This window comes from Pseudomonas sp. EL_65y_Pfl2_R95, assembly GCF_963971045.1.
Taxonomy (GTDB): domain Bacteria; phylum Pseudomonadota; class Gammaproteobacteria; order Pseudomonadales; family Pseudomonadaceae; genus Aquipseudomonas.
In genome coordinates, this window is the sequence record NZ_CAXAOV010000004.1 from 448601 (window position 1) to 461821 (window position 13221).

Consider the following 13221-nt stretch of genomic DNA (forward strand, 5'->3'; position numbering starts at 1 on the left):
TGAACAAAGCCCGCTCCGGCGCTACGCAAGCGCCGAAGTGGGAGACTGCCCAAAAGGGTTTACTTCAGATAGCCCGAACGCTTCATCTGCCGTTCAGTGGCGGTTTGCGCGCCTTGCAAGGCTTGATCGACGGTCATTCCGCCGGTCAGTGCAGCGGCAAACAGCTTGCCTACTTGAGTGCCAATGGCTTGGAATTCAGGAATGGTCACCAACTGCACACCGACATAGGGCACTGGCTTAAGCGTTGGCTTGCCAGGGTCGATCGATTTCAACGACTCAAGCGTGACCTTGGCAAATGGGGCGGCTGCCATGTAGGCATCTGAGTAGGTAGATGCGCGAGTGCCGGGTGGCACGGTGGCGATGCCGTCGGTTTTGGCCACCAGTTGGGAATAGGCCTTGGAGGTTGCCCACATGCTAAAGGTTTTAGCCGTGTCTTTCTCTTTCGAACTGGCTGGGATTGCCAGTGCCCAGGAGTACAACCAAGACGAGCCTTTGTCAGTGGTTTCAGTCGGGGCGAAGGTAAAGCCGACATCGTCGGCCACTTTGCTCTGGTTCTTGTCGGTGACAAAAGAGCCGGCGACGCTGGCGTCTACCCACATCGCGCACTTGCCGCTGTTGAACAGCGCCAGATTCTCATTGAAGCCATTGCTTGAGGCGCCCGGCGGGCCGTATTTCTGCATGGTATCGACGTAGAAACTCAGTGCATTCTTCCACTCGCTTCCGGTGAATTCGGGCTTCCAGTTTTCATCAAACCAGCGCCCGCCAAACGAGTTGGCAACGGTGCTGATGAGCGCCATGTTTTCGCCCCAACCGGCTTTACCGCGTAGGCAAATACCGTATTGATCTTTATCTGGGGCATGCAGTTTGCCGGCAAAACCGGCTATCTGGCTCCAAGTCGGGTGCTCGGGCATTTCCAGGCCTGCTTCTTTAAACAGGTCGGTGCGGTAATAGGTAATGGAGCTTTCAGCGTAGAAGGGCAAGGCGTAGAGCGTGCCTTTGACGGACAAGCCTTCACGGACCGAAGGGAATACGTCATCAAGGTCGTATTCGGCGTTGAGGTCGGTCATGGGTTCGAGCCAACCTTTGGCGCCCCACAATGAAGCCTCATACATGCCGATGGTCAACACATCAAACTGACCGCCTTGGGTAGCGATATCAGTAGTCAGGCGTTGGCGCAGAACGTTTTCTTCGAGCACCACCCACTTTAGCTTGATATCGGGATGTTCGCTCTCAAAGGTCTTTGACAGGCGCTGCATGCGGATCATGTCGCTGTTGTTGACCGTAGCAATCGTCAGGGTTTCAGCAGCCTGGCTTAAACCGGACAGCGAGAAACAGGCGGTGGCAGCAAATGCCAGAGATAACTTTTTCATTTATTGACTCCTCTTCTGCTCCCGTCTTGGCCGCAGAAGATCGCTATTATTTTTGTCGTGCTCGCCTCGATTACACAGCTGCAAGGGCGCTAGAACAAATCCTTGTCTGCACAGATACTGATACTTTTTTGCACTTAGTAAATAATCGGTCTCCGAGTAAAACCTTGGGAGGCTCAGCAAATTCAGGGGGTTACGCTTGAAGGGCTGTTTCTGTGGGGTATAAATCAGTACAGGTTTGCTTCAGAAAATCGATGAACAACCAACTTTCTGTAGCGCGAAGGCGTCATACCCTTGAGTTGCTGGAAGCGGCGGTTGAAGTTTGAGATGTTGTTAAAGCCTGACTCAAAACACACGTCAGTGATGGGTTTGTCACTGCGCGTAAGCAGCTCGCATGACTTACTCACCCGCAACCGATTAACGAACTCAACAAAGCCACGCCCGGTGGCCTGTTTGAAAAAGCGCGAAAAATAGGTTGGGGTCATGCCGAGCACCGCCGCGACGTCGTCTTGGCTCAGATCCTGCGCGTAATGGCTGAAGATGTAATCCACCGCCACGCTTATACGGTCAACATGGCTTTCATCAGCCAATTGCGAAGAAGTGACCCCAGATAACAATTGGTAATCTTCGGTTTCAGCCAGCAGTTCAAGCAAAATCAAGAAATGCCCGAGGCGCTTGATCCCTTGTGATTGTGCGATCGCGGTCATCAAATGCTTGGCTTGGTCAATCACTTGAGGGTGATGAAACTCGATACCAAATTGCGCTCTGGCCAATAACGGCGTCAGGGTTTCCAGTTCGGAAAAGACACTGGTGCCGCTGCCGAGGACTTCGTGGGTGAAGTTCACCAGCATGTCGCGGTCAGCCACGGCTTGCTCTGCATCGTCGAGCTGACTGATCCAGTTGTGCGGGAGATTGGGGCCGGTTAGAAATAAGCTATTGGGTGAAAAGTTACCGATGTAGTCACCGATAAACACTTTGCCCGAACTGGCGGTAATCAAATGCAGTTCGAACTCTTTATGAAAGTGCCAGCGCACCAACGGGCTCGGGAAGCCATGCTGACGATAAATCAGCGAATGGCCGCCATGGTCGTCCATCAATTCATATGAAGGGTCGGTTACACGGGCAATGCGAGTCATAGTGGCTTGGCGATTTGCGAATTATCCATAACGGCCTGAGTCATTCAGGGCGGGAGTATTTATGCTCAGCCTTTTTGTAGCACAGATACCGATCCAGAGCCTATTGCTGGCGGTAGCGGTTGCTATGGTTACAGCAGTGCCAATTGCCCGCCGGGCGGGCAGAATTGTGAGCAGTCCAGCTTGAAGTCTTCTCGCTGGTTTAACCCCAAGCGCCGTACGGCTAGGGCAAAGCGCTTGGCGATCAGCTCGGCAAAGGCACCTTCCCCACGGAAGCGGTGACCAAAGCGGCTGTCGTAGAGTTCGCCATCGCGGCTTTGCCGAATCAAACTCAATACATGCTCAGCGCGTTGCGGGTAGTGCGCGTGCAGCCACTCCTCAAACAGCGGCGCGACTTCGCGCGGTAAGCGCAAAAACATATAGGAAGCGCTTTGCGCGCCGGCCTGCTTGGCCTTATCCAGCAGGCTCTCCAATTCCATGTCATTAATCATCGGGATCATCGGTGAGCACAACACGCCGACCGGAATGCCTTGATCACGCATCACCCGTATGGCCCGCAAGCGCGCTGCGGGCGAGGCGGCGCGCGGTTCCATAATGCACTTCAACTGATTATCCAGCGTGGTCAGGCTGATCATCACTGCAACCAAGCGCTGCTTGGCCAGCTCGCTGAGGATGTCCAGGTCGCGCAGAATCATTGAGCCTTTGGTGATAATCGTCACCGGGTGGCGATAGCGCAGCAGGACTTCCAGGGTTTTGCGTGTAAGCAGGTGCTGGCGCTCAATTGGCTGATAAGGGTCGGTGTTGGAGCCCAGATTGATTGGCGCGCAGCGGTAACTTGGTTTGCTTAGCTGTTGTTCGAGCAAGGCCACAGCATTGGTCTTGGCGATGAGTTTGGTTTCAAAATCGATGCCGGGCGACATATCCCAATAGGCATGGCTGGGTCTGGCGTAGCAATAAATGCAGCCATGTTCACAACCGCGATAGGGATTGATTGAGCGGTCGAAGGGCAGGTCTGGCGACTGGTTGCGGGTGATGATGCTCTTCGCGGTTTCCAGGCGCACTTCGGTCGCAGCAGTTGGCGGCACTTCCTGAAACCAGCCGTCGTCAGTGGCGATTATCTGCGTCGGGGCAAAGCGGTTAAATGGGTTGCTGGCCGTACCGCGACCGCGCGGAGGTAATGGGGCTGACATCACGAAGGTCCAGGTAAAGAAAAGGAGTGACTGCAATGATAGCTGTATATTTATACAGTTAAATTGCAGTCAGTCCAACCCTCTGTGCGCTTCGCGGATAAGCGGTTTGGCACAGTTATGATTAGTACCTTTAGGATTTTTGCTGGCAAGTCAGCAAGCGTAGAGGCCTTATGCATCAGTTTTTACTTGGCTCTCGTCAGAAAATGCGCCTTTAACATTCGCATTCTTGATGTATGACAATGAACTTCCTTAGGTTTTTTAGATTTAAGTTTACGCATGAAACGGATAATAAACTCTGCCTGCCGGTCGTCGAGGGTCCGTTGATTCACTAATTATAATTTGTACACGGTCAAGGCGTAGAATGCAGATATTCTCTACATTAGAGCCAAAAGTTGCTAGTTGTATCTGGACTTTGTTATGTGTCTTATCCTTACGATGCAACATTCTTTGCGGTAATAGCGAATAAATTCGCGCCGAAATGTAACTCGAAAAAATAACGGGCTACTTTAGCTCCAAGTTTTCAGGGAGTGAATTTATTGGGGGGCTCAATGTTTCGCCTTTCAGTTTGCGACGAGCAATGTTGATGCCGCGCTGGCGTAATGGAGTCTCAATAAGACGGTAATTTAATTCACTCAGTACAATCAGCAGTAGTGCAGAAGTAAATAGTAACTCAATTGTAAAGCTTTCATTCAAAAGCACGCCTCGGTTAATGGCAACACGAGTCCATATTTCCGTACTCAAGTGGTTTGCAAAAACGTGTATCACATATAATGCATACGACCTGGATCCGAGCCATAACATAACTCCCTTAATAGATGACGGGCAATAGATATATTCCTTTTGATAGCTCGCGAGCCAAATAATTAACACAGAGATAATTGCAATTAGTCCTACGGCAATCGGGATGGCAATTAACTGAGACGCTATTGCGCCCAGCATATATAATAAAAACAGGGTGCATAATAGAGGTTTAAGTCTGCCTTGGCTCAACCCCTGTGGCTCCAACTGCTTGTAGAGCGAAGTTCGAGTGAACATGCACAGTAGAACACCCCACAACATCGCATCAATACGAAACGATGTAAGCATAGCGCTTGCTGATGTAGCAAAAGGATTACGATCTAGACCGAACTGGATTCCAATTAGTGCTATTAGTGCCACCACGCGCCAGCGGGAACTGGTAACTAACAGCAAGAAAAGTGGAAACACAAAATAGAACTGCTCCTCGAGCGCTAGGCTCCAGTACTGCGGGCTAGGGCCAAGGAGTAAGCCGTACTGATTCGCCAGATTACCGCTAAAAGTCGCGACAGCAGTGAAACTACGAATATTGTCAATCCACAAACCGAAAGCATTGGATTGGTTAAAGCCGATCGAGAATAAAAGCGGAATGAGTATCCAAAGCCAAGCGGTGGGCAATAAACGGTAGGCGCGACGTATCCAGAAACATGCTGCCGCTAAACCAAACTGGCCTTTTGTGCGGTGCTGGTCGAAGTAGTCTAAATAAGCTTTGCTCACAACGAACCCAGAAATACAGAAGAACAGATCAACTCCACTCCAGGGCATGAAAATTCTGTAAATTTTAAGTAGCACATCATCATGAAATGGTAGCAAAATATTGATATGGCTAAGGAGCGTCATGACAATAGCCGCCCCGCGCAGGTACTCAATTTCTAAATTTTTGCGACTGCTCATCAAGTTCTCATTGTTGTTTTGATTACATCGCGGCACGATGGCAGATGGCCTGTCGTTCGGTCAAGAAGGTGCTAGATTATCCTGGCCCCTAGGCAGCAAGATGACGATAGGGGTTTCACTCGCAACTGAGTATGGTGGCCTAATACCCAAGCTTCATTAATTTCATCATATGGTTAAAACTCTGGGCTTAAAATAGATATCTATGGGCGCATCTGGCTCTGCCAACAATCTGGAAGCTCAGCGTATGACTGGCTGCTCGCTCTCATGACCTTCGGTTGACTCAGGGCGCCGAGCATAACGCTGGGCGAGAACGGCACAAACCATGAGCTGGATCTGGTGAAAAATCATCAGTGGCAAGATCAACAAGCCAATGGTACTGCCGGCAAACAAGACCTGGGCCATTGGCACGCCTGTAGCCAGGCTCTTCTTCGAACCGCAGAACACAATGGTGATGCGGTCTTCCTGGTTGAAACCGAACCATTTGCCAAACAGATAGGTGCCGAGTAATGACAGCGCCAGCAATACGCAGCAGGCAAACACCAGACCGACAAGTTCTATGGGCGGCACCTGGTGCCACAAACCTTCAACGACCGCTTCGCTGAAGGCGGTGTACACCACCAGCAGGATCGAGCTTTGGTCGACAAACTTCAGCCAGTTCTTGTTGCGCGCTACCCAGTCACCAATCCAGCGTCTGGCAATTTGACCAGCAATAAACGGCACCAGGAGTTGCAGGGTGATTTTGCCGATTGCATCCACCGTTGAACCGCCGTCCCCTTGGACGTTCATCAGCAACGCGACCAGTAATGGCGTCAGGAAAATACCGAATAGGCTTGAGGCTGCGGCACTGCAAATCGCGGCTGGAATATTGCCCCGCGCTAGCGAAGTGAACGCAATTGCTGATTGTACGGTGGCCGGTAAAGCGCACAGATACAGCATGCCCAAATACAGTTCATTGCCAACCAAAGGTGATAGCACCGGCTTGAGGGCCAAGCCCAGCAGCGGAAACATAATGAAAGTGCAGGCGAAGACCAGAAGGTGCAATCGCCAATGACCGGCCCCGAGAATAATCGCCTGGCGTGACAACTTGGCGCCATGCAGGAAGAACAAAAGAGCGATGGCCAGGTTCGTGACCCAGCCGAAGGCAACGGCCGTTTGCCCGCTGGCGGGTAGCAGGCTGGCAATGGCGACCACTGCAATCAGGGCGCAGGTGAAGTTATCGGGCAAAAAGCGCTTGAGTGACATGTTCGAATCTCGTACTTGCAGTCAGGTTGTTGTAAACACTACTCTGTTGGCATATTTCCGGCTAACGCCAAAGAGCCAGCGAATGTCGCTAAACAGACAATCTGAGATTATTCACCGCTCGCTGCCCGAGCTGAAAAGCTTGCCACGGCCGCTGTATGGTCGGGTTGAATCACTGCCCAACAGAGCGCTGACTTTTCGCCATAGTCACCCATGGGTGCAGTTGTCTTATGCCATTGCTGGTGTGCTGGAAGTGCAGACCGATAACGCCCGGTATGTCGCGCCGCCGCAACGTGCGGTGTGGTTGCCGGCGGGTTTGGAACATCAGGTGTCCAGTTCATCGCGTACCGAAATGCGCAGCCTGTATATCGATTGCTCAGTGGTGGCTTGGGCGCCGGAAACATGTCGTGTGCTGTCGGTAAGCCCACTGCTGCGCGAGTTGATTAACCGCTTCAGCGATGTGCCGGTTGAATACGACGAAGCGGGAGCAGATGGACGCTTGGCCAATGTGCTGCTCGATCAGTTGCGGGTCGCCGCGGAAGTGGACCTGGTGCTGCCAATGCCCCACGACCTGCGCTTGCAGAAGTTGTGCTTGAGCCTGCAGGACAACCCTGAGCAGCATGCAACATTGGCCCAGTGGAGCGAGCATTTGCAGGTGTCAGAACGGACCTTGAGTCGTCTGTTTTTACAGGACACCGGGCTGACATTTCGCGCTTGGCGCCAACGCCTGCGTCTGCTGGGTGCATTGGCACCGCTGGAGCAAGGTGAGCGGGTCACCGATGTTGCCCTGGCCTGCGGTTATGATTCGATCTCAGCCTTTATCGCAGCCTTCAGACAGCACTTTGGCGCTACGCCGGGTGAGTTTTTCCGTTAGTTGACGCGGCGTTTAATCGCCAGCGCTCAAGCACTTATGGCTTGCCTATCAAGGCAATGGCGCGGATGCGTACAGCGCTCAGTTCAGCGGGCGAAACCTTGCCTTTGAACTCGACTCGGCGAGCGTTCCAGTCCAGGCTTTTGACTTGATCCGCCAAGACCGCAGTTGCACGTTCACCGTCAATCTCGACCTCAAAAGGATAACCTTTGAGCTGGGACGTCATGGGGCAGCACAACATTAAGCCCGTTTTGTGGTTGTACTTCGCAGGGCTGAGTACTAATGCGGGGCGGTGGCCTGCCTGCTCATGCCCTGCTTGTGGGTCGAAGTAGAGCCAAACAATATCACCTGAGTCAGGTATGTAGCGGCGTACCATCAGAAAGCTTCCTTGCCAACGGGGGCTTCAAAATCAGCCTCGGCGTGCAGGTTATCCGTGGTGATGCCTGCAACTAGCGAATCTAGATCGATCTCACGAGGATAGACAGGCTCAATGATAATGCGTCCATCTTCAACGCGAACGTCCACCAATGTGTCCAGCGACAACTTTGCCAGTTTCATCACAGCGGCAGGGATGCGAACCGAGGGGCTGTTGCCCCATTTTTTGATAATAACTTGCACGCTACGACCCTCAGTATCAACAATGAAGATACAGTAGCGAACTTCTGCAGGCGTATCAACAGTGTCGATACGAATAAGTGGTGACGTGTGCTGATGTCGTCTACCTGATCCTATCCCGCCGCGAAGACTGTAGGCGTGGACAGCGCAAATGCAGCTGCGCTTAAGTCTGGACCGTTATCAACAGGCCACACCTGCCACAGCATGATCGGCGCACACCAAGTGCCACATGGGCTATTTCTCGGTTTTTTTCAGCTTCGGATTAGGGAAGAACTGCACGGTCTGCACTTGTGCCTCCGCCGGTTTGGCCGCGGCTTTGTTAACGCGCGTGCCTAATTCGCGCGGCACCGATTGGCCTTGGGCGTTGAGCAAATCGGCAAAGCCGCAGGCCACACACTCGCGGTGTGGCACGCCGTCTTCATCCCACATTTTTACCGTATCCGTGGCGCTGCACGCCGGGCACACAGCACCGGCGATAAAGCGTTTTTTGCGGGCGTTGCTGTCAGTCATGCGGCCTCCTGACTCAAGCCCAAATGGCGCAGCAGCGCGTCGATGCTTGGCTCGCGGCCACGAAAATCGACAAACAGCACCATGGGCTCTTGCGAACCGCCGCGCGCCAGAATGGCGTCGCGAAATGCCCGGCCGGTTTCACTGTTGAATACGCCGTCTTCCTCGAACTTTGAGAACGCATCGGCGGACAGCACTTCAGCCCACTTATAACTGTAGTAACCCGCCGCATAGCCGCCGGCAAAGATATGCGCGAAGCCATTCGGGAAGCGGTTGTACTGCGGTGGACGCATCACCGAAACTTCAGCGCGGATGCCTTCAAGCACGTCCAGCACGCTACGTCCGTCACCATGGGTGGCGTGCAGTTCAAAGTCGAATAGCGAGAATTCGAGTTGGCGGACCATCATCAGCCCCGACTGGAAGTTCTTGGCTTCAAGCATTTTGTTCAGCAGTTCTTGCGGCAGTGCTTCGCCCGTCTGGTAGTGACCGGAAATCAAGGAAAGGCCTTCCGGCTCCCAGCACCAGTTTTCCATGAATTGACTCGGCAACTCGACCGCATCCCACGCCACACCATTGATGCCGGAGGCACCGGCGTGTTCGACGCGGGTCAGCAGGTGATGCAAGCCGTGGCCAAACTCGTGGAACAGGGTGGTGACTTCATCGTGGGTCAGCAGCGCGGGCTTGTCACCGACCGCTGGGGTGAAGTTACACACCAGATTGGCCACTGGGCTGATCAACTCGCCAGCGGCGCTGCGACGCTTGTCTCGGGCGCCATCCATCCAGGCACCACCCCGCTTGTTGGCGCGGGCATAGAGGTCAAAAAAGAAACGCCCAACATGCTGGCCGTTTTCGCTGATCTCAAACAGGCGCACATCCGGGTGCCAAGTGTCGAAGCCACTGAGTTCCTTGATCTGAATCCCGTAGAGCTTTTCGACGATGGCGAACAAGCCGGTCAGCACTTTATCCACAGGGAAATAAGGCCGCAGGATCTCTTGCGAGATGCTGTAGCGCTGCTCGCGAAGTTTCTCGCCGTAGTAACCCGCGTCCCAGCTTTGCAGGTCGGTGCAGCCTTGCTCGCTGGCAAAGGCCTGCAGTTCTTTAAGGTCTTGCGCTGCAAAAGGCTTGCTGCGTACTGCGAGGTCGCGCAGGAAACTCAGCACTTGCTCATTGTTGTCAGCCATCTTGCTCGACAGGCTTAGCTCAGAATAATTGGCGAAGCCGAGCAGTTTGGCCAGCTCTTGGCGCAGGTCGAGTATCTCCTGCATCACCGGCGTGTTGTCGTTTAGCCCCGCATTGGGCCCTTGGTCCGAGGCGCGGGTGCAGTAGGCAGCATAGACCTCTTCGCGCAGCGCACGATTATCGGCATAGGTCATCACCGCGTAGTAGCTTGGGAATTCCAGGGTAATCAGCCAGCCTTCAAGGTCCTTGGCTTTGGCTGCTTCAGCCATTTGTTGCTTGGCCGAGTCAGTGATGCCTTGCAGCTCGCTTTCATCCGTCACCAACTTGTTCCACGCTTGAGTCGCATCAAGCAGTTGGTTGGAGAAGTGGCTGGCCAGCTCGGAGAGCCGCATCTGGATAGCGCCGTAGCGCTGTTGCTCGGCTTCCGGCAGGTCGATACCCGACAACCGGAAGTCACGCAGGGCGTGCTGCAAAATAGTCTTTTGCGCGACATCATAACCCGCCGCCTCAGGGCTTTCGGACAGTGCCTTGTAGGCTTCGAACAGGGTGCGATTCTGGCCGATCTCGGTGGAATACTCGGAGAGCTTCGGCAAGCAGGCTTCATATACTTGGCGCAATTCAGGGTTATTGCGCACCGCATTGAGGTGGCTTACCGGACCCCAGGCCCGCTCAAGACGCGCATTCAGCTCATCAAACGGCAGCACCATTTCGCCCCAGCTCGGTGCGCCAGCCTGTTGCTTGAGCAACTCAGCGATAGCGGCACGGTTTTCAGCAAGGATGGTGTCGACCGCGGGCTCAACATGCTCGGGGCGAATGCTGGAATAAGGCGGCAAGTCGAAGTTCTGGAGCAGCGGATTGCTAGCGGTCACGGGCAGGCACCTGTCGTTTGAATTCAAAAATTAACAGCTAATGGCTCAGTTATTGGGTCACGCAGGCCAATTAACAACCCATAGGCTTGGTATCTTAATTAGAATTGTGCGTATTGGCAGCTAAGAGGAATCTATCGTGTCTATTCGAACTTTCCAGCAATTCACTCCGCAACTGGGCGAGCGCGTTTTTGTCGACAGCTCTGCGGTAGTGTTGGGCGACGTCGAAATTGGCGACGACAGCTCGGTCTGGCCCCTGACTGTGATTCGCGCAGACATGCACAGCATTCGTATTGGCCAGCGCAGCAGTATTCAAGATGGCTGCGTATTGCACATTACCCACGCCGGGCCATTTAACCCAGAAGGTTATCCGCTGAACATTGGCGACGATGTCACAGTGGGGCACAAGGTCACGCTGCACGGCTGCAGCATTGGCAACCGGATTCTGATCGGCATGGGCAGCATCGTCATGGATGGCGTGGTGATCGAAGATGAAGTGGTGCTCGGCGCCGGCAGTCTGGTCCCCCCGGGCAAGCGTCTTGAAAGTGGGTTCCTCTACGTTGGCAGCCCGGCTAAACAGGCGCGTGCGCTGACTGAGAAAGAACTCAGCTACTTCACCTATACCGCCGGTAATTATGTGCGCCTCAAGGACCAGCACCTAATGGAAGGCTACGGGCACTGAGTAACAGGCTCTCGGCTGCAGCAATAGTGCCTAACGCATCCTCAATCGGTTTTCTGTGGCGCAGGCTTTGGCTTGCGCAGCGGGTTGTCAGGTAATTGCTCGGCCAGCAGTGCCGGGCGTCGCGTTTCGGCTTTGGCGCCATAGTTATTGCTGAGATAGCTCAGAATCGTATCTTCAGTTTTTGCATCAAACGGCCATAGGCCTTGCTTGTCTTGCATCCAGCGGATCAATGACAGCCAATGCTCGCGGCTGCCGCTGTTCTGCGTGACCAGTTTGGCGGAATGGCAAGCCATGCAGTTGTTGCGCACGGTTTCCCAGCCGGGGGCGATGATAAAGCCGCTCGCAGGATCGACTTGCGCCGCGGTATCGGCTGCGTTGGCCGAAGCTGAAAATAGCCCGATTAGTAACAGACGCAGGGCAGTTGAATGGGCCATGGGTCCTCCTAGACTATTTGCACAGCGATACGGTGGCAGGCGTTATTCAAGTAACCCTTTGGATTCCAGCCCGGTACCAGCATAGGCTGCGATTTACCCTGGCTATCGACTGCCCGCGCCCACACTTCGTAATAGCCCTTTTCGCTAAAACTCAACTCTGCGCTCCAGTGTTGCCATGCCAGGCGATTGACCGGTGCTTTCAGTTTGGCGGGTTGCCAGGTCACACCGAAGTCGGTCGAGACATGTACTTCGCTCACCTCAAGATCACCTGCCCACGCATGGCCCCGCACCTGCAAGCTTTGTTTAAGCGGTTGGCTGATCCCTGACTTGGGAAAGGTAATCAGCGATTTGACCGGCATCGATTGAATAATCTGCATGTCTTCGACCGGCACTTCGCTGCCGGGTGCGACCGGATACTTGGGTATGCTGTAAGACGGAGCGGCCATTTTGTTGCCGTCATGCACCTTATTGCGCACAACGATCTTGTTCAGCCATTTGCCCGAGGTCGACGCCGGCCAGCCGCCGCAAACCAAGCGCAATGGTTGGCCATTGAGATAAGGGATCTGTTGATCATTCATCGCCCAGGCAATCAACGTCTGATCTTCGAGCGCTTTGTCCATCGGTACTCCGCGCGAGATTGCGTGCTTACTCGGGTCGCCGCTCGGGTGTGCATCTGCACCGTAATAGCCGATGTACACCGCATCTTTTTTAATGCCACAGGCCTCAAGCACATCGCGTAAGCGCACCCCGGTAAAGGTCGGGCAGCCGACAGCGCCTACCGTCCATTGATTGCCGCTCGCCGCTGGAACGAATTCGTTGCGACCATTGCCGCCACATTCGATCACCAGTTGATAGCTGTAATGTTTGAAGCGTGATTGCAGTTCAGCAACGCTGAAGGTGGTGGGCGTGACACATGATTCACCGGCGATTTCCAGTTTCCAGCTGGCCGCATCCAGGGTTTTGACGGCGGGTGGTATGCCGTTGTTGCGCACGAACATATGCCGCGCCGGGGTGATTTCATCATCGAGCAGATGGGCAGGGGTTTCGGCGTTTAATGGCCGGTCGTTGAGGACCTTGAGCCCATCTTTGCCTTCAATAGTGAAGGGCTCTTCAGCGTGAGCTAGACCCGCTGGAATAACCCCTAAAGGCAAGAAACGCGCGTAGGGAATGCTTGCACCCAGCGCAGACGCCATGGCCAGAAGGCTGCTGCGCTTGAGAAAGCCGCGACGGCTGGGCTCGGCCTCACGATCCCACAACAGCTTTTCCGCCTCAATCGGGTCTTCAGCATACAACTCATGAATGCCACGTTGGTCTTTCGACATACTCGGCCGCTCCTTGCCAGTTGTTATTGTCAGTGACGGCGGCAAAAGCTGCCGAGCGCCAAAGCTGTGGTTTGACAGTAGGCGGCTTAGCGCTGATGGACAACGACCAATTACTGGGTATTGATCG

Annotated in this window: 13 protein-coding genes; 2 read left to right on the forward strand and 11 right to left on the reverse strand. The window is 54.0% G+C overall.

The window, feature by feature from the left end; translation table 11 throughout:
• Positions 1-59: 59 nt before the first annotated feature.
• From AACY09_RS15520 to AACY09_RS15540, 5 genes are all read right to left on the reverse strand, one after another.
• Positions 60-1370: an ABC transporter substrate-binding protein gene (locus AACY09_RS15520; protein ID WP_339489280.1), complete on the reverse strand. Its 1311-nt coding sequence runs from the start codon at positions 1368-1370 to the stop codon at positions 60-62.
• Positions 1371-1594: 224 nt separating this feature from the next.
• Positions 1595-2503 carry an AraC family transcriptional regulator gene (locus AACY09_RS15525; protein ID WP_339489281.1) on the reverse strand — a complete coding sequence of 303 codons (909 nt, stop codon included), beginning with the start codon at positions 2501-2503 and terminating at the stop codon, positions 1595-1597.
• 128 nt (positions 2504-2631) lie between these two features.
• On the reverse strand, positions 2632-3690 hold the full coding sequence (locus tag AACY09_RS15530; RefSeq protein WP_339489282.1) for a PA0069 family radical SAM protein: 1059 nt from the start codon (positions 3688-3690) through the stop codon (positions 2632-2634).
• 501 nt (positions 3691-4191) lie between these two features.
• The gene (locus AACY09_RS15535; protein WP_339489283.1) at positions 4192-5379 is read right to left on the reverse strand and encodes an acyltransferase family protein; all 1188 of its coding nucleotides are present in this window, start codon (positions 5377-5379) and stop codon (positions 4192-4194) included.
• A gap of 237 nt (positions 5380-5616) precedes the next feature.
• Entirely contained in the window at positions 5617-6621 is a 1005-nt protein-coding gene (locus AACY09_RS15540) for a bile acid:sodium symporter family protein (RefSeq protein ID WP_339489285.1), read from the reverse strand.
• An 82-nt stretch (positions 6622-6703) separates the two neighbouring features.
• Between AACY09_RS15540 and AACY09_RS15545 the strand changes: the two genes are divergently transcribed.
• Complete coding sequence (locus tag AACY09_RS15545) at positions 6704-7492, forward strand: AraC family transcriptional regulator (RefSeq protein ID WP_339489287.1); 789 nt, start codon at positions 6704-6706, stop codon at positions 7490-7492.
• Positions 7493-7526: 34 nt separating this feature from the next.
• Here AACY09_RS15545 and mazF read toward each other — a convergent pair whose 3' ends face one another.
• The 4 genes from mazF to prlC form a co-directional block, all read right to left on the reverse strand.
• Positions 7527-7865 (reverse strand): endoribonuclease MazF, encoded by a 339-nt coding sequence (mazF, locus tag AACY09_RS15550; protein ID WP_339489288.1) that lies wholly within the window; start codon positions 7863-7865, stop codon positions 7527-7529.
• Complete coding sequence (locus tag AACY09_RS15555) at positions 7865-8107, reverse strand: AbrB/MazE/SpoVT family DNA-binding domain-containing protein (protein WP_339489289.1); 243 nt, start codon at positions 8105-8107, stop codon at positions 7865-7867. The genes mazF and AACY09_RS15555 overlap by 1 nt, the downstream gene beginning before the upstream one ends.
• Before the next feature lie 231 nt (positions 8108-8338).
• On the reverse strand, positions 8339-8614 hold the full coding sequence (locus AACY09_RS15560) for a YheV family putative zinc ribbon protein (RefSeq protein ID WP_339489290.1): 276 nt from the start codon (positions 8612-8614) through the stop codon (positions 8339-8341).
• The gene (gene prlC / locus AACY09_RS15565; protein WP_339489291.1) at positions 8611-10659 is read right to left on the reverse strand and encodes an oligopeptidase A; all 2049 of its coding nucleotides are present in this window, start codon (positions 10657-10659) and stop codon (positions 8611-8613) included. The genes AACY09_RS15560 and prlC overlap by 4 nt, the downstream gene beginning before the upstream one ends.
• 136 nt (positions 10660-10795) lie before the next feature.
• Between prlC and AACY09_RS15570 the strand changes: the two genes are divergently transcribed.
• The gene (locus tag AACY09_RS15570) at positions 10796-11338 is read left to right on the forward strand and encodes a gamma carbonic anhydrase family protein (RefSeq protein ID WP_339489292.1); all 543 of its coding nucleotides are present in this window, start codon (positions 10796-10798) and stop codon (positions 11336-11338) included.
• A gap of 41 nt (positions 11339-11379) precedes the next feature.
• On the opposite strand, the gene AACY09_RS15575 is transcribed toward AACY09_RS15570, so the two are convergent.
• Together AACY09_RS15575 and AACY09_RS15580 are read right to left on the reverse strand one after the other, a co-directional pair.
• Entirely contained in the window at positions 11380-11772 is a 393-nt protein-coding gene (locus tag AACY09_RS15575; protein WP_339489294.1) for a hypothetical protein, read from the reverse strand.
• An 8-nt stretch (positions 11773-11780) separates the two neighbouring features.
• A complete protein-coding gene (locus AACY09_RS15580; RefSeq protein ID WP_339489295.1) occupies positions 11781-13094 on the reverse strand; it encodes a sulfite oxidase in 1314 nt (437 codons plus the stop codon).
• Positions 13095-13221: the final 127 nt, after the last annotated feature.